The organism is Pseudomonas sp. NDM (genome assembly GCF_003105095.1).
GTDB classification, from domain to species: domain Bacteria; phylum Pseudomonadota; class Gammaproteobacteria; order Pseudomonadales; family Pseudomonadaceae; genus Aquipseudomonas; species Aquipseudomonas moraviensis_A.
In genome coordinates this window covers 45,448-62,716 of sequence record NZ_QETJ01000009.1, presented here as the reverse complement: position 1 = coordinate 62,716, position 17,269 = coordinate 45,448, and the positions used below count along the sequence as shown (strand labels likewise).

Sequence of the window (17,269 nt, the reverse complement as noted above, 5' to 3'; positions counted from 1 at the left end):
TACAGTTGTTTTCGGCCGGGATCAAACGCAATTTATGAATTTGCCTAGTTCGCCGCCTCCAACCAGACGGACGGTGCCTCACCGAGCACTCGCCGAAACATTGTTGAAAAGGCCGCCGGACTTTCATAGCCGAAGTCCAGGGCAATCCGCGTCACCGCTTCCCCCGCTGCCAACCGTGCCAGTGCCTGCACCACGCAGGCTTGCTGTCGCCATTGGCGGAAGCTGAGCCCGGTCTGCTGCCGAAACAATCTGTTAAAGGTACGCAAGCTTATGTGTAACTGGTCTGCCCAATGCTGCGGGGATTGATGGGTATTGGGCATGTTCAGAAAGGTCTGACACAGACTGAGGAGCTTTCCTTCGGCAGGCATAGGAATGTGTAGGGGAAGGGGTGCACTGCGTGTCAGTTCATGCAACAGCAAATTGATTAGCACACCGTCACGTCCGGACTCGTCGTACGTCAGCGGCACGTCTACTGCTTCCATCAATAAGTGCCGCAGTAGCGGCGTGACATTCAGCACTTGGCAGTCCGACCCCAGATCCACCTTGCCCGGTTCGATATACACACTGCGCGTGCTCACCCCGAGCATCAATACCTCATGGGCCACGCCCGGCGGAATCCACACCGCGCGTTGCGGCGGCACCACCCAGTTGCCATTCTGAGTGCTGACCTGCATCACACCGGTGGCGCCGTAAAGCAATTGCGCACGTCTATGCGTATGAAACGGAAGTAGGTGGCCGTGGGAATAATCGGTCCCGATAGCCACAACCGTGCGAGGCGTGTCATCGAGCTGATTGATCGAAATATTGCGCATCAGGCGTGGTTCCGGCGATTGGCGTAAACGCGAACATTATTGGCTGAACTACTGAAGCCGGCCAGTGCGTGTCACTCTAATGTCGTGGGCTTCCCAACCCTGGACGCTCGCCATGTTCTACCTCCTGCTTACACTGTTCGGCTGCCTCACCGGTATCAGCGCCGTGCTCTTCGGTTTCGGCGGTGGCTTCGTCATCGTGCCGCTGCTCTACCGCATGCTCACCGCCACACACGCAGCCGCCGACCCTATCGCGCAATCGGCCATGCACATCGCCGTGGCCACCTCGACCTGCGTAATGATCGTCAACGCCCTGATCGCCACACGCAAACACCAGCGCGCGGGCAATCTCATTCGGGATTACCTTTGGCCATTGGGCGGGTTTATCGGCCTGGGCGCGGTCGTCGGCGCCATCGCCGCCATGTGGGTCAGCGGCGAAGTGATCCGCTACGCCTTCATCGCCTACCTGGGCGTGACGATCGTCGATTGCCTGCTGCGCCGCGGATTTCTCACACAGCCCCACGCCACGATCCCACGGCAACTGACCTCAACGGAAACATCCGCCGGCGGTGTAGGCATTGGCGCCATCGCGACGTTCCTCGGCGTAGGAGGAAGCGTCATGACCGTGCCGCTGCTGCGCCGTTGCGGGCTGAGCATGTCGCAAGCGACGTCCATGGCCAATCCGCTCAGCGTGCCAGTGGCGCTGGCTGGCACCCTGACGTACATGGCGCTGGCCGGTTTCACTGAGTCTGATCTGGGGGTTTGGTATATCGGGTATGTCCATGTGCTGGCGTTCGCAGTGCTGACGGTTGGCTCGTTGCTGGGGATCAGATTGGCTGCGCGATGGATTGGGCGGATACCGGATGGGGTGCATGCCTGGGTCTATATTGGATTGCTCGTCATCGTGCTGCTGAGCATTTCCCTCAAATGAATCGTTGATTGGTGCGGGCGAAAGAAATCAGAATCGGCGACTGAGCGTTGCCCGCCAGTCACCAGCAGAGAACCAGGATGTTGATCTTCAATTGCACCGAAGCCGCCAGCAAGTTTTTCAGCCGTGTTCATAAAGGCAAAACGATCACGCCGGTGGACACCAAACCGCCGTCATCGGTTATTGAGGATGATGAGCTGAACGGCGCGGACGAACAGTGGCTGGTCCATGCGATCACTGTGCAGCGCAAACATGTATTGTTGGTCCTGCACATCAAAACCCGCTATTGCGTGATCCTGGCTAACGCGAAAAAAGCCGACGATCACGGGTTCGTTGTGCGCTTCACCGAGCGTTGGGTGAATGGACTGATGATCAATGCCCAGAACCATGGTCTCGGACAATGGCTGGACACCCAGCTGATGTTGGCGCGGATGCTACAGACTTGTGAGCACCAGCGATTCTATCGGCGCGGCCATCGCAGCGCGCAAAAACACATTGATGAAATTGCCTGGTGCTTCCGAAGCAAGGTGGCTGGAACGGGTTGCTTGCCGCCCGATGAAGTCACGGCGATGGTATTCGATGAACAAATGAACGACACGCCGAGAAACAGCAAGGGAGTCAAGTCCTACTACTTCCCGGACGAGGAGATGACGCTTCACTGGCTGCGCCATTATTGCTTTCTCGATGATGTCCAGCTGCATGCTGCGAAAGAGCGTCGGCATCAAGTCGCACGGGAAATAGCGGAGATGGAGCGCAGGGCTTTTATGCAAGAGTATGAGAGGCAGAGTTCGAGGAATTGAGTCTGGCCCGTCACCACCTGCGACGCTTTTTTACGGGCAACGGCCCGCTCATTCAAGGATGAAACGATGCATCTTGGACTGTTGCGCATCAACTTGGTTTTAGCACTTGTAGCTTTATGTCTCTCACCGCGCGTCTGGGCCGAAGACAGTAGGCAAGTCTTCACCGGCACCTTGGGTAAAGCCGCGATTGTTGTTGAACTCGACGCGCGCTACAACGAAGGACGTTATTTTTACCGAAAATACCGAACCGACCTTGCGCTGGAAACTAGTAAAGAGGGCAATGCGTTGGTGATGCTGGAAGGCGCCGCAATGGACGACTCGCGCCCGACCTTGCGCTTGCTGCCCACACTCAGCGGTTGGAGCGGCGAGTGGAAAGCCCCTTCCGGAAAAACGCTAAAAGTGGATTTACAACCCGCCAGGCTTCCTGATCTTCCTGCAGATGCCGCGCCTTATCTGGCGCAACTGCACGACACACAGTCCTACGAATACCTGCGGCTTCAGGGTTTGCTGTTGAAAAAAGGCAAGACCGAAACCTTCATGGGCTACACCCTGCAATGGTGGAGCGAGCCGAAGTCGGGGGCTTCGCTGTTTGAAGTGGTATCGGGTTACGCCCCGGCAGCGCAGGAACGCATCAATCAATATTTGAGGGCGCGGTTATGGAGCGAAGTGTCGCAGCATTTCGGTTGTTCGGGGAGTTACAGGCAATCCGCGCAGCCGCTGTGGATGTCGTCTTCAGTCATGAGCGTGCGAGTTTCCACCGAGTATTATTGCGGCGGTGCGTATCCTGATCAAAATAATGAATCGCTGAACTTCGATGCGCGGACAGGGCAACTGTTGAGCCTTGAAGATGTGCTGTGGGTGGGGCAGGGCGAGCCGCTGCATCGTGAAGAATCACCTGACACATCATCGGAGGAAAACTCCAATTACCGCGCCAAAGAACTCGCCCCTTGGCTCGTCGCACAATTGTCGAAGCGCTACCCTACCGAAATGACCGTGGTCGCTGAGGGCGAAGATGATTGCGGCTATGACGAGCCAGAACACTGGCAATTTCCTACGTGGCAGTTCGGAGAAAACGGCGTCACCTTTTTACCGTCCTATCCGCATGTCATGGCAGTTTGCGGATACGTCGAGTGGGGCGTTCTACCCTATGGTCTGCTCAAGCAGCATCCGGGTGCCGTGAAACTGCAACTGCCCGAAAGCTAACTCTCATTCCAGACCCGGCGCTTCACGAATAATGAAGTGATCCAGGTTCTCGATATTGGCATTGAAGACCTCGAAAGGCTTTTCGGGGTTCTTCTTGCCGGGCACCTGCTTCAACTCCGGCGTCACCCCATAGAAGAAACAGAACAACGCCTTGTCGCTATCCACCGCGTACTTGATCTCCTCCAGAAACGCCTTGCGCTTGCGGTAGTTGTCGATCAGCTTTTTGTTCAGATAAACACTGACCGGATACGGCTTCTTCTTACTGTCCTCGGGCTTCTTGAACCAGACCTTGTCCTCGAAATCGATACGAAAACTGGCACTGTGGAAATCCTCGATCTTCTTGATCCGCCCCCAGTAAATCAGCCCCTTGTTGTCCGTCAGATACTCGATCTTCTTGAAGAACGAACTGTAAGGCGCCGAATGCCCACCGACCTTCAACGGCATCCGCTTGAGCAACTCCTTGTCCGCGAAGTTCGAAACAAAGCACTCCACCGGATGCGCAAACACACTGGTCTTGTCCGGCGCCGTCTCACGACTGGCTGACTCTTTACCACTGTCCGCCGCCACCCGCACCGGATCATCGCGCAACACATCCGCCGCCCCCGCTGGCGCGACAGGCTTGCGCACATACTCACGCCGGGTCAGCAACAGCTCCGATGGGAAGTGTTCCTCACGACCGTCATCCACCTCGCCATCCACCGTCTCAACACCCGACGCCGACGCCTTCAAACTCACATACGGACAACCCGCCACATGCTGCGTAGTGGGCAGATTCTTGAAGTGCGGCGTGCGCACGTAGTTCACGTTCTTGGCGTTGAACGTACCCAACTCGTTGGAAGCCTCGAACGCCGAACGACAGGCATCGTTGGGGCACTGGAAGTGTTCCTTCGCCGAGTCAAACGCCACCGTCTCATCGAAATTGAGATCGCGAACATCATAGATCGACAACTTGTCGTCGAGGCTGAGGCAGTAGGCGAGATCGAATTTCATGGTGGGGCGAGGATCCTTGAGTGGGGGAGGGGTATTAATAGCGGGAGGCGGGGCGGGTTGCACTGATTGTTTTCAGGATGATGCAAAACCTGTGGGAGCTAGCCTGCTGGCGATTCTCGGCACCAACCAGATTTCGATAATCACACCGCAATTGCAGGCCACATATCCCCCTGTGGCGAGGGAGCTTGCTCCCGCTGGGCTGCGAAGCAGTCCCAAAACTGGCAAATGCGATGGGTTAGACAGATTGAACTATGAGCCTGGCGACTGCTGCGCAGTCGAGCGGGAGCAAGCTCCCTCGTCACGGAATTTTGGCTCAGTTACTCACGCTTCAACCGTTTAACCCTGTCATAAAGCGACTCGGTGAACTCTTTGCTGTCATTCGAGTGATGGCAGCGCCGATGACAGTTCGGACAAAGTGCTACAGCGTTGCTGATTCGATCAGATCCCTTATTCGCCAAATGCTTCACGTGATGAACTTCAAGGTAAGGCGAGTCATTTTTAGTGAATGGCGCCGGTTCACCGCACCCTTCACATATCCCTTTGGCTTTCTGACGAACCCAGGCTCTAACCTTCGGGTCACGTATAAATGCAGTGCTCTGGGCGGGAGCGCGCATCGGCTTCACAATCCCAGCAGGTTCATCTTCAAGAGGCAGTTTCTCTAGCGCCAGAGCTCTCTGCTCTAGTGCTTCTTCATCCGCAGTCGCAACCGTTGGATCCCCAAGCGTGACCCCTTTGGCAATCAACACTGCTCGGATGGCTGGCTCAACGTTGGCCCCAACGTTTCTGGCTGGCTTGTACCCTTTGATGTATTCCCTATGCATTCTCAATAAAACGGCAGAGATGTTCTGCATGCGGAATTCGACTGAGCCTTCAGTACGGTTGCGCAACGCAGATGCACGCATCACGCGATTCTCATGTGCTTTGTTAAATTTTTGGCCGATTCGCTCAAGCTCAAACATTTTCAGGTAGGCATCAACCGCTGCCTCAATCTCAGCCACAGTCCAGTCAGTATCTTTTTTCTTGTCGCTCATAAAATCGCCGAGGGTTGAAAACCCTCGGACGATACTGAGTGGCCATTACTGCTGTCTACGAAAATTCCTACATAAAAAAGCGACGAATCTCGCGCATTCCTACAAACTAATCCCTAGCCCATCGAGTGCTTCGAAGACTGAAACATGTGCCTAACCCTTCGCCACCAGGGTTTCTCTAGAGAGGCTCGTGGTGGCTTCTGACCGTGCAACAGGTAAGGCATATCCCGAAGCCGAATCCAGCCCTCATCTTGCCAATGCAGCAAACTCAAAGACATCTCCGGCCAATCCAACAAACTCAGCATCGGCCGATTTGAATCTCCTGAATCCTGCCCATCGCGCAAGGTTGGCACTACCTCGTTGGTCAGCCACTCCCGCAACAACCGATTCCCCGGTACGTAGTGATACACCAACAGCGCATACACCCCAGATTCACTGAGCATCAGTTGCTGTTCAGGTTCTCGAAAGTACTCAATCCACATGACGCGGCGCTGGTCGCTATCTAGCTTGTTGACCACCCGATCATTCAGATGGAAACCCATCAAGCGGCCGACATCGCGGGCGGAGAACCATGGCTGGTTCTCGATTAGAAGGGCGTGCAGAGAAAGATTGTGGCGAGAGAAGACGGTTACCGAACATGGATCAGACATATTTATGACCTCTACGTTTTAGATTTTGGGAGGGCCTGACCCCAACGTAGAGCGGACTTAAGAAATCCCAACGAGCAGAGCAGTTGTCACCGACGAATTACGCGTCTGTGTCACTGACCAAGCTTTCTACGTTGGGCGTTTCTTAGGCACCTGCCACAGAGCTTAGTAGTGCTCGCAGCACGCTTCAATGGGACGCGACTGTAAGTGATGTAGGAGATTGAACGTTGTGACGTAGGCGTAAAAAGATTACCCATCGCCCATAAAAAAGCCCCGATCAGATCGGGGCTTTTTGCTTTCTCGATTCGCCGACTCAAACCGCAATCGTCAAATCGCACCAAGCTAGACTATTAGTCCCAGCTAAGCGCACCACCAGTTTGGTATTCGATCACGCGAGTCTCAAAGAAATTCTTCTCTTTCTTCAAGTCCATAATCTCGCTCATCCAAGGGAACGGATTCGTAGTCCCCGGGTACTCTTCCTTCAAACCAATCTGGCTCAAACGACGGTTTGCGATGAACTTCAGGTAGTCCTCCATCATCGCCGCATTCATACCCAACACCCCACGAGGCATGGTATCCCGTGCGTATTCGATCTCCAGCTGCGTACCCTGCAGGATCATCTGGGTCGCTTCTTCTTTCATCTCGGCATCCCACAAATGTGGGTTTTCGATTTTGATCTGGTTGATCACGTCGATGCCGAAGTTCAGGTGCATGGATTCGTCGCGCAGGATGTACTGGAACTGCTCGGCGACGCCGGTCATTTTGTTGCGACGGCCCATCGAGAGGATCTGGGTGAAGCCGCAGTAGAAGAAGATGCCTTCCAGAACGCAGTAGTAGGCGATCAGGTTGCGCAGCAACTCTTTGTCGGTTTCCGGGGTGCCGGTTTCGAACTTCGGATCGGAGATCGAACGGGTGTACTTCAGGCCCCAGGCTGCTTTCTTCGCGACTGATGGGATCTCGTGGTACATGTTGAAGATTTCGCCTTCATCCATGGCCAGCGATTCGATGCAGTACTGGTAGGCGTGGGTGTGGATCGCTTCTTCGAAAGCCTGGCGCAGGATGTACTGGCGGCATTCCGGGTTGGTGATCAGGCGGTACACGGCCAGGACCAGGTTGTTGGCAACCAGGGAGTCGGCGGTGGAGAAGAAGCCGAGGTTGCGCATGACGATGCGGCGCTCGTCGTCGGTCAGGCCTTCCGGGTTTTTCCAGAGGGCGATGTCGGCGGTCATGTTGACTTCTTGCGGCATCCAGTGGTTTGCGCAACCGTCCAGGTACTTCTGCCAGGCCCAGTCGTACTTGAATGGCACGAGTTGGTTGAGGTCGGCGCGGCAGTTGATCATGCGCTTTTCGTCAACGGCGACACGGGCGGAGGCGCCTTCGAGTTCGGCGAGCCCTTCGGCGACGTCGAGGGAGTTCAGTGCAGCCTTGGCGCGGGCCACGGCGGCCGAGTCGTCGGCGGTCACGGCGCGGGCTTCGAGCGCCGCGGCGCCGCCGGCGTTGTCGAGGCGGTCCATGTTGGCTTCGCTTGCGTGGCCGGCGTTGGCGCCTTTCACGGTTGCGACTTCACCGTCTTCTTTATCGAATTCGTCCCAGCTCAGCATGACGTGTCGTCTCCTGCGTGAGGGCTTGTGCCCGTGTGAAACCTGAAGGGTTGGTTTTTCACACGGCCAAAGCCGCGTTGGATGTCGTTTTTTGCAGCGCTGCACGCAGGCAAATAAACAGAAATTTTGACGGGTTCCGAGAGCCTCTGATGGGCGCAATCAGCGTCTGGCACTGTTGCGGGGCTTCAGAATGGCTTTTGCTCCCTGTAAGGGAATATTGCTGACCCGTATGGGGCGGCATTATAGGGAAATTTTTACCGGCGTGGTGCGGCGAATCGGCTCATGGCGAGGCCGAGGAGGGGGTGGATTTCGATCCGACCGAGGGATTACAGGGCTTTGCGCGGATTCAGCGCCTGCAGATTTTTTTTCGTTAAATTTTTGGCAGATGGTTTTCTGTTTAAAAAATAGCCAGAAAAATACGGTTTTCACTATATCTTGTGTTTTGCAACCCTTCTGGGCGTCTCCAGACACAACTGAGCCCGACCGAAGCCGGGCTGGAATCGACCCTCAATGTAGCGCTGAGCGATCCGATTCGGTGCAGTCTGATTCAGTTCGTGCAGCCGTTGCCCATGATGCTGTAGCGCAGGATGTGGCGTTGGCCTTTGGAGTCGTCGTATTCCATTTTTGCCGGTACTACTTCGCAGACATTTGGAATTTCGCTCATCGATACAACTTTGGCGATGTCCAGGTGTGTGGAGTAGGTGTATTCCTCGATAACCGGTTGTTGCTGTGCGACATCAGTCGGACCCTCGTTTGCCATGGCGGTTGCGCACAGACTGCTGAGGGCCAGAACCAATAAAGCTTTCATTTCTAATTCACCTTTTTGAGGTCGAGTGGGGTCACGCAACCTTTTTAGGGTTGCGTGTGGAGCTTGGGTATTTGATGCGTTACTTGGAGAGCTGGATTAACGGCCTTCGTGGGGGCTGTAACGTTGTTAATCGCGGTTGCCTTGTTGGCGAGGTCAATTTTAGGGAGTCGGGCGCGGGGTAAACAGACCGGGTTTTGATAAACACTTTTGGCATATTTGGTAACAATCCCCCGCACGGCCGTTGTAGGAGCTGTCGAGTGCAACGAGGCTGCGATCTATTGATCTTGCTTTGGAGATCAAAAGATCGCAGCCTGCGGCAGCTCCTACAACCATCGTCGAATGGTTCTATGGGGCCCACCCGGCTACAACGGGGTCATACAAAAACAACTATTACACCGAGGTAGGAAAGATGAGTGCGGCTTCTCTGTATCCCGTTCGTCCCGAGGTTCTGGCAAACACGCTGACTGACGAGGCGACCTACAAAGCCATGTACCAGCAGTCGGTCGTCAACCCTGACGGCTTCTGGCGCGAGCAAGCCCAGCGTCTGGACTGGATCAAGCCCTTCACCACGGTGAAACAGACCTCGTTCGACGATCACCATGTCGACATCAAGTGGTTTGCCGACGGCACCCTGAACGTTTCCTACAACTGCCTCGACCGTCATCTGGCCGAGCGCGGCGATCAAATTGCGATCATCTGGGAAGGTGACGATCCTTCCGAAAGCCGCAACATCACCTACCGCGAACTGCACGAGCAAGTGTGCAAACTGGCCAACGCCCTGCGTGGTCAGGATGTGCACCGTGGCGACGTGGTGACCATTTACATGCCGATGATCCCCGAAGCCGTGGTCGCCATGCTGGCCTGCACCCGGATCGGCGCGATTCACTCGGTGGTGTTCGGTGGTTTCTCGCCGGAAGCCCTGGCCGGTCGCATCATCGACTGCAAATCGAAGGTGGTGATCACCGCTGACGAGGGTATCCGCGCCGGCAAGAAGATTTCCCTCAAGGCCAACGTCGACGACGCCCTGACCAACCCGGAAACCAGCAGCATCCAGAAAGTCATCGTCTGCAAGCGCACCGGTGGCGACATCAAGTGGAACCAGCATCGCGACATCTGGTACGAAGATCTGATGAAAGTCGCGGGCACCGTTTGCGCGCCGAAAGAGATGGGCGCCGAAGAAGCGCTGTTCATCCTTTATACCTCCGGCTCCACCGGCAAGCCGAAGGGCGTGCAGCACACCACCGGCGGTTATCTGCTCTATGCGGCGATGACCCACGAGCGCGTGTTCGACTACCGCCCGGGCGAAATCTACTGGTGCACCGCCGACGTCGGCTGGGTCACCGGCCACAGTTACATCGTCTACGGCCCGCTGGCCAATGGCGCGACCACCGTGCTGTTCGAGGGTGTGCCGAATTACCCGGACATCACCCGGGTGGCGAAGATCATCGACAAGCACAAGGTCAACATTCTCTACACCGCGCCGACCGCGATCCGCGCGATGATGGCTTCGGGTCAGGCCGCGGTAGAAGGCGCCGATGGCAGCAGCCTGCGTCTGCTCGGCTCGGTGGGCGAGCCGATCAACCCGGAAGCCTGGGACTGGTACTACAAGAATGTCGGCAAGTCCCGTTGCCCGATCGTCGATACTTGGTGGCAGACCGAGACCGGCGGCAACATGATGAGCCCGCTGCCGGGGGCTCATGCGCTGAAACCGGGTTCGGCGGCGCGTCCGTTCTTCGGCGTGGTGCCGGCGCTGGTCGACAACCTCGGCAACATCATCGAGGGCGAGGCCGAAGGCAATCTGGTGATTCTCGATTCGTGGCCAGGCCAGGCGCGCACGCTGTACGGCGATCACGACCGCTTTGTCGATACCTACTTCAAGACTTTCCGCGGCATGTACTTCACCGGTGACGGCGCGCGTCGTGACGCCGATGGTTACTACTGGATCACCGGGCGCGTGGACGACGTGCTCAACGTGTCCGGCCACCGCATGGGCACGGCCGAGATCGAGAGCGCGATGGTTGCGCATCCGAAAGTCGCTGAAGCGGCGGTGGTGGGTGTGCCGCATGACATCAAGGGGCAGGGCATTTATGTCTATGTAACCTTGAAGAATGGCGAGGAGCCGACCGAGCAGTTGCGTCTGGAGCTGAAGAACTGGGTGCGCAAGGAGATCGGCCCGATTGCTTCGCCGGACGTGATCCAGTGGGCGCCGGGGCTGCCGAAAACCCGTTCGGGCAAGATCATGCGCCGGATTCTGCGCAAGATCGCCACGGCGGAATACGACGGGTTGGGGGATATCTCGACCCTGGCGGATCCGGGTGTGGTGCAGCATTTGATTGATACGCACAAGACCATGAATGTGGCGTAGGCCGTAGCTGTACAAAGAGCCCTGTCCGGTGATGCTGGATGGGGCTTTTTTATGTCTGTGAGGTTTGTGGTGTATGAGCTGGCCTCATCGCGAGCAGGCTCACTCCTACAGGGGATTGGGTTTCTTCAGTTGGAATGCAGTCACTGTAGGAGTGAGCCTGCTCGCGAAGGCGATCTGTCAGACACCGCAGTAGTCAGCTGTAGGAAACCGCAACACCCCAACCAATAATTATCGATCTGCGCCGCAGGACCCTTGCTTCTGTTACCCGTCACAACCCAATGTGTAACCCCCTGCGCCAAACCGGGGCGAAGGGAAACGTCATGCCCCGTTTCAGAGCCTCGCAGCCACCAGTGAAAAATAAGACACAACGCTGCGCTTGCCGGATTAGAAGGGTTTGCGAATAATGGGCCCGCAACTTGCAATATGTATCGGTTCACTGTCTTTCGCTCTTGCATGAAATTGCAGGGCTGTCAATGAGCTCAAACGGCTTTCTCGGTGCATCTGTAATTAGTTGTCGCATTGAAGAAATATCGGCTTCGGGCCTGTCGTTAGAATGCCGATCACTCGCTCATCGTGGCTGATGTTGAAATCACCTGCGGTTTCAACGGGAAATTTCCGCCGATGCGCAACCGATTTCCGATTCACCCATTCGCATATTGGGCTGTCGCTCACTCTGCCGTTTTTGCCCTTTACCGATGGAGTCCCAAGATGAAGAAACTTGTGCTGCTTGGCGCCCTGGCACTGTCCGTGCTGTCGTTGAATGCCGTCGCTGACGAAAAACCTGTGAAGATCGGCATCGAAGCGGCTTACCCTCCATTCGCCTCGAAAGCTCCGGACGGCAGCATCGTCGGTTTCGACTACGACATCGGCAATGCGCTGTGCGAAGAAATGAAGGTCAAGTGCGTGTGGGTCGAGCAAGAGTTCGACGGTCTGATCCCGGCGCTGAAAGTGCGCAAGATCGACGCGATCCTGTCGTCGATGTCGATCACCGAAGACCGCAAGAAGTCGGTCGACTTCACCAACAAGTACTACAACACCCCGGCGCGTCTGGTCATGAAGGCCGGCACTCAGGTCAGCGAAAACCTGGCTGAGCTGAAGGGCAAGAACATCGGCGTACAGCGTGGTTCGATCCACGAGCGTTTCGCCCGCGAGGTTCTCGCTCCACTGGGCGCCGAGATCAAGCCGTACGGCTCGCAGAACGAAATCTACCTCGACGTGGCCGCCGGTCGTCTCGACGGTACCGTGGCTGACGCAACCCTCCTCGACGACGGTTTCCTGAAAACCGACGCTGGCAAGGGCTTCGCGTTCGTCGGCCCGGCCTTCACCGACGTCAAATACTTCGGCGACGGCGTAGGTATCGCGGTGCGCAAGGGCGACGCCCTGAAAGACAAGATCAACACTGCCATCGCGGCCATCCGCGAAAACGGCAAATACAAAGCAATCCAGGACAAGTACTTCGCCTTCGATATCTACGGCAAGTAAGACGTCTCTGCGACAAGTCCGAAATGGCGCAAGCAACAGAATCTCTGCGGTTTGCGCCATTTTTTCATCCCAACTTTCGAGGACCTGAATCATGTTGAAAGGCTACGGGGCTGTCATCCTCGATGGCGCATGGCTGACGCTTCAGCTCGCCTTGTCGTCCATGGCTCTGGCCATCGTTCTCGGGCTGATCGGTGTTGCGTTGCGCCTGTCGCCGGTGCGCTGGCTGGCGTGGCTGGGCGACCTGTATTCGACGGTGATCCGCGGGATTCCCGACCTGGTGCTGATCCTGCTGATCTTTTACGGCGGTCAGGACCTGCTCAACCGCGTGGCGCCAATGCTCGGCTATGACGACTACATCGACCTGAACCCGCTGGCCGCCGGTATCGGCACCCTCGGTTTCATCTTCGGTGCGTACCTGTCGGAAACCTTCCGTGGCGCGTTCATGGCGATCCCCAAAGGCCAGGCCGAAGCGGGCATGGCCTACGGCATGAGCAGTTTTCAGGTGTTCTTCCGGGTGATGGTGCCGCAGATGATTCGTCTGGCCATCCCGGGCTTTACCAACAACTGGCTGGTACTGACCAAGGCCACCGCGCTGATTTCCGTGGTCGGTCTGCAAGACATGATGTTCAAGGCCAAGCAGGCGGCGGATGCCACGCGTGAGCCTTTCACCTTCTTCCTCGCAGTGGCGGCGATGTACCTGGTGATCACCAGTGTTTCGTTGCTGGCATTGCGTCACCTTGAGAAGCGCTACTCGGTAGGCGTAAGGGCGGCTGATCTATGATCTTCGACTACAACGTCATTTGGGAGGCGCTGCCGCTGTACTTCGGCGGCCTGCTGACCACCCTCAAACTGCTTGCGCTGTCGCTGTTCTTCGGCTTGCTCGCGGCGTTGCCGCTGGGGCTGATGCGCGTCTCGAAAAACCCGCTGATCAATGGCGCGGCGTGGCTGTACACCTACGTGATTCGTGGCACGCCGATGCTGGTGCAGCTGTTCCTGATCTACTACGGTCTGGCCCAGTTTGAAGCGGTGCGCGAAAGCTTCTTGTGGCCATGGCTGTCGAGCGCGACGTTCTGCGCCTGCCTGGCCTTTGCGATCAACACCAGCGCCTACACCGCAGAGATCATCGCCGGCAGCCTCAAGGCCACGCCGAATGGTGAGATCGAAGCGGCCAAGGCCATGGGCATGTCGCGCTTCAAACTGTACAAGCGCATTCTGCTGCCGTCGGCCCTGCGCCGGGCGCTGCCGCAGTACAGCAACGAAGTGATCATGATGCTGCAGACCACCAGTCTGGCGTCGATCGTGACCCTGATCGACATCACCGGCGCGGCGCGTACCGTCAACGCGCAGTTCTACCTGCCGTTCGAGGCGTACATCACCGCCGGCGTGTTCTACCTGTGCCTGACCTTCATCCTGGTCAAGCTGTTCAAACTGGCCGAGCGTCGCTGGTTGAGCTACCTCGCGCCACGGAAGCACTGATATGCAACGCATCGATCACGTATTGCCATGGAGCCATCTGGGCAGCGAGCGCAAGGTGTCGGTTTTCCGGTTTGGTAGCGGCGAGCGCAAGGCCTACATTCAGGCCAGCCTGCATGCTGATGAATTACCGGGCATGCGCACTGCCTGGGAGCTGAAAAAACGCCTGGGCGAACTCGAAACCCAGGGCTTGCTCAACGGTGTGATCGAGCTGGTGCCGGTGGCCAATCCACTCGGGCTGGGGCAATTACTGCAAGGTAATTTCCAGGGCCGTTTCGAGGCGGGCAGCGGCAAGAATTTCAACCGCGATTTCGTCGAGCTGAGCGCGCCGGTCGCGGCCGCGCTGGGCGACAGGCTCGGTGATGATCCGCATGCCAACGTGCGGCTGATCCGTCAGGCCATGGCCGATCACCTGGCCGCGCTGCCTGAGGCGAGCAGCCAGTTGCAAGGCATGCAGCGGGTGTTGCTCAGCCACGCCTGCACCGCCGACGTGGTGCTGGATTTACACTGCGACGCCGAAGCCGCGCTGCACATGTACGCGCTGCCGCAGCACTGGCCGCAGTGGCGTTCACTGTCGGCGCATCTGAACGTCAAGGTCGGTTTGCTCGCGGAAGATTCCGGTGGCAGCTCCTTCGACGAGGCGTGCTCGCTACCGTGGCTGCGCCTGTCGCGGCAGTTCCCCGATGCGCAGATTCCGCTGGCCTGTCTGGCGACGACCATCGAGCTGGGCGGGCAGGCCGACACCGGTCGTGTCGAAGCCGAGGCTTACGCCGAAGGCATTCTGGCGTTTCTGGCCGAGCAAGGCCTGATCACTGGCGAGTGGCCGACCCCGGCGTTTGAACCCTGCGAAGGCATGCCCTTCGAAGGCACCGAATTGTTGTTTGCGCCGCACCCCGGTGTGGTGAGTTTTTCCCGCAGGCCCGGCGAATGGGTCGAGGCGGGCGACGAGATTTTTCAAGTGATCGACCCTGTGTCCGATCGGGTCAGCACGGTAAGTGCTGGTACGTCCGGGGTGCTGTTTGCCATTGAACGGCTGCGCTATGCCCAACCCGGTTTCTGGCTGGCCAAGGTGGCGGGGCGCGAAGCGCTGCGTCACGGGCGCTTGCTCAACGACTGACTGACTGTTTTTGTGAGAACCGACCGCATGTACAAACTTGAAGTCCAAGACCTGCATAAACGCTATGGCAGTCACGAAGTGCTCAAGGGCGTGTCCCTGAAAGCCGCCGCCGGCGATGTGATCAGCATCATCGGCTCCAGTGGCTCCGGCAAAAGTACTTTCCTGCGCTGCATCAACCTGCTCGAGCAGCCGCACGCCGGCAGGATCCTGCTCAACAACGAAGAGCTGAAACTGGTGGCGAACAAGGACGGCGCGCTGAAAGCCGCTGACCCGAAGCAGCTGCAGCGCATGCGTTCGCGCCTGTCGATGGTGTTCCAGCACTTCAACCTGTGGTCGCACATGACTGCGCTGGAAAACATCATGGAAGCGCCGGTGCATGTGCTCGGTGTGTCCAAAGCCGAAGCCCGCGAGAAAGCCGAGCACTACCTGAACAAGGTCGGCGTGGCCCATCGCAAAGACGCGTTCCCGGGGCACATGTCCGGCGGCGAGCAGCAGCGCGTGGCGATCGCCCGGGCGCTGGCGATGGAGCCGGAAGTGATGCTGTTCGACGAACCGACCTCGGCCCTCGACCCGGAACTGGTCGGCGACGTGCTGAAAGTCATGCAGGCGCTGGCGCAGGAAGGCCGCACCATGGTCGTCGTGACCCACGAAATGGGCTTCGCCCGTGAAGTGTCGAACCAGTTGGTATTCCTGCACAAAGGCGTCGTCGAAGAAAGCGGCAACCCGCGCGAAGTGCTGGTCAACCCGCAGTCGGAGCGTTTGCAGCAGTTCCTGTCGGGTAGCCTGAAATAAATCAGCGCTGCCGTTGTGCACCCGATTAGGTCATGCTTCGCGATCTTCTGGCTGGCTCAGGTCCCCTGTAGGAGCTGACGAGTGCAACGAGGCTGCGATCTTTTGATCCTGTTTTCGAAAATCAAAAGATCGCAGCCTTCGGCAGCTCCTACAGGGATCTGCGTCGGACTCAGGATTTGTGTTCATTTCCGGGCTAGCATTGGCCCATGCCTTCATCACCGTTGTTCGTTTCGGATTGCCCGCCCATGACTGCCCATCGAATAGGTTTCCTGATTTGGCCCAGCACTAAAGCCTTGACGCTGGCGCTGGCGGAGGAGGCCTTGCGTGTTGCGCAGCGGGTGCACCCGGATGTGGTTTACGAACTGTCGTTCCTGCAGGCCGAGCCGCCTGCCGAAGGTGCCTGGCAATTGCCCGGTGAACCCTGGGCCGGCAAGCTTGAAAACTTCCAGAAACTCTTTCTGCTCGCTGACGAGCCGCCGACTACCCTGGCGCCGGCGCTGAGCAGCGCGCTCAAGCAAGTGGTGCGCGCCGGTTGCGTGATCGGTGGTCTGTCGGCCGGTGTCTATCCGCTGGCCCAGCTCGGGTTGCTCGACGGGTATCGCGCCGCCGTGCACTGGCGCTGGCAGGACGATTTCGCTGAGCGCTTCCCCAAGGTCATCGCCACCAGCCACTTGTTCGACTGGGATCGCGATCGCCTGACCGCGTGCGGCGGCATGTCCGTGCTCGATCTGTTGCTGGCGGTGCTCGCTCGTGATCACGGCGCCGAACTCGCCGGCGCAGTCTCGGAAGAACTGGTAGTCGAGCGCATCCGCGAGGGCGGTGAGCGTCAGCGCATTCCATTGCAGAATCGCCTCGGCTCCAGCCATCCGAAACTGACCCAAGCGGTGTTGCTGATGGAAGCCAACATCGAAGAGCCGCTGACCACCGACGAAATCGCCCAGCACGTGTGCGTATCCCGTCGGCAACTGGAGCGGATCTTCAAGCAATACCTCAACCGCGTGCCGAGCCAGTACTACCTCGAGCTGCGTTTGAACAAGGCCCGGCAGATGTTGATGCAGACCAGCAAGTCGATCATCCAGATTGGCCTCTCGTGCGGCTTCTCCTCGGGGCCGCATTTCTCCAGCGCCTACCGCAACTTCTTCGGTGCCACGCCGCGGGAAGATCGCAACCAGCGGCGCAGCAGCAGCCCGTTCGAATTGTCGTCAATGCCACCGGAGCGTGGCTGA

General features: G+C 57.7%; 16 protein-coding genes. 10 read left to right on the top strand and 6 right to left on the bottom strand.

Annotated elements, in window-relative coordinates:
- Positions 1-44 precede the first annotated feature (44 nt).
- Positions 45-812, bottom strand: a complete 768-nt coding sequence (locus DCO47_RS04315) for a helix-turn-helix transcriptional regulator (protein WP_116657541.1) — start codon at positions 810-812, stop codon at positions 45-47.
- A gap of 112 nt (positions 813-924) precedes the next feature.
- Here DCO47_RS04315 and DCO47_RS04310 point away from each other — a divergent pair, with 112 nt between their 5' ends.
- From DCO47_RS04310 to DCO47_RS04300, 3 genes are all read left to right on the top strand, one after another.
- Entirely contained in the window at positions 925-1,740 is an 816-nt protein-coding gene (locus DCO47_RS04310) for a sulfite exporter TauE/SafE family protein (RefSeq protein ID WP_116657540.1), read from the top strand.
- A 77-nt stretch (positions 1,741-1,817) separates the two neighbouring features.
- Positions 1,818-2,537 carry a hypothetical protein gene (locus DCO47_RS04305; protein ID WP_116657539.1) on the top strand — a complete coding sequence of 240 codons (720 nt, stop codon included), beginning with the start codon at positions 1,818-1,820 and terminating at the stop codon, positions 2,535-2,537.
- A 66-nt stretch (positions 2,538-2,603) separates the two neighbouring features.
- A complete protein-coding gene (locus DCO47_RS04300) occupies positions 2,604-3,740 on the top strand; it encodes a hypothetical protein (RefSeq protein WP_116657538.1) in 1,137 nt (378 codons plus the stop codon).
- Between the two features lie 3 nt (positions 3,741-3,743).
- Here the strand turns inward: DCO47_RS04300 and DCO47_RS04295 are convergent, their stop codons facing one another.
- The 5 genes from DCO47_RS04295 to DCO47_RS04275 all read right to left on the bottom strand — a co-directional run bounded on the left by DCO47_RS04295 (position 3,744) and on the right by DCO47_RS04275 (position 8,814).
- The gene (locus DCO47_RS04295) at positions 3,744-4,730 is read right to left on the bottom strand and encodes a hypothetical protein (RefSeq protein WP_116657537.1); all 987 of its coding nucleotides are present in this window, start codon (positions 4,728-4,730) and stop codon (positions 3,744-3,746) included.
- A gap of 317 nt (positions 4,731-5,047) precedes the next feature.
- Entirely contained in the window at positions 5,048-5,761 is a 714-nt protein-coding gene (locus tag DCO47_RS04290; protein WP_116657536.1) for an HNH endonuclease, read from the bottom strand.
- Between the two features lie 113 nt (positions 5,762-5,874).
- Positions 5,875-6,408, bottom strand: coding sequence for a Bro-N domain-containing protein (locus tag DCO47_RS04285; protein ID WP_116657535.1), 534 nt, complete (start codon positions 6,406-6,408; stop codon positions 5,875-5,877).
- A gap of 347 nt (positions 6,409-6,755) precedes the next feature.
- A complete protein-coding gene (locus DCO47_RS04280) occupies positions 6,756-8,006 on the bottom strand; it encodes a ribonucleotide-diphosphate reductase subunit beta (protein WP_042607211.1) in 1,251 nt (416 codons plus the stop codon).
- 547 nt (positions 8,007-8,553) lie between these two features.
- Positions 8,554-8,814: a DUF2790 domain-containing protein gene (locus DCO47_RS04275; RefSeq protein ID WP_042607210.1), complete on the bottom strand. Its 261-nt coding sequence runs from the start codon at positions 8,812-8,814 to the stop codon at positions 8,554-8,556.
- Between the two features lie 409 nt (positions 8,815-9,223).
- On the opposite strand from DCO47_RS04275, the gene acs reads away from it, so the two are divergent.
- The 7 genes from acs to argR all read left to right on the top strand — a co-directional run bounded on the left by acs (position 9,224) and on the right by argR (position 17,269).
- A complete protein-coding gene (gene acs, locus DCO47_RS04270; protein ID WP_042607209.1) occupies positions 9,224-11,179 on the top strand; it encodes an acetate--CoA ligase in 1,956 nt (651 codons plus the stop codon).
- A 708-nt stretch (positions 11,180-11,887) separates the two neighbouring features.
- A complete protein-coding gene (locus DCO47_RS04265; protein WP_039757969.1) occupies positions 11,888-12,661 on the top strand; it encodes an ABC transporter substrate-binding protein in 774 nt (257 codons plus the stop codon).
- Between the two features lie 91 nt (positions 12,662-12,752).
- Complete coding sequence (locus DCO47_RS04260; RefSeq protein WP_016773583.1) at positions 12,753-13,442, top strand: ABC transporter permease; 690 nt, start codon at positions 12,753-12,755, stop codon at positions 13,440-13,442.
- Positions 13,439-14,137, top strand: a complete 699-nt coding sequence (locus DCO47_RS04255; protein WP_042607208.1) for an ABC transporter permease — start codon at positions 13,439-13,441, stop codon at positions 14,135-14,137. The genes DCO47_RS04260 and DCO47_RS04255 overlap by 4 nt, the downstream gene beginning before the upstream one ends.
- A gap of 1 nt (position 14,138) precedes the next feature.
- Entirely contained in the window at positions 14,139-15,251 is a 1,113-nt protein-coding gene (locus DCO47_RS04250) for a succinylglutamate desuccinylase/aspartoacylase family protein (protein WP_116657534.1), read from the top strand.
- A gap of 27 nt (positions 15,252-15,278) precedes the next feature.
- A complete protein-coding gene (locus DCO47_RS04245; RefSeq protein ID WP_042607206.1) occupies positions 15,279-16,043 on the top strand; it encodes an ABC transporter ATP-binding protein in 765 nt (254 codons plus the stop codon).
- A 245-nt stretch (positions 16,044-16,288) separates the two neighbouring features.
- Positions 16,289-17,269 (top strand): transcriptional regulator ArgR, encoded by a 981-nt coding sequence (gene argR / locus DCO47_RS04240; RefSeq protein WP_042607205.1) that lies wholly within the window; start codon positions 16,289-16,291, stop codon positions 17,267-17,269.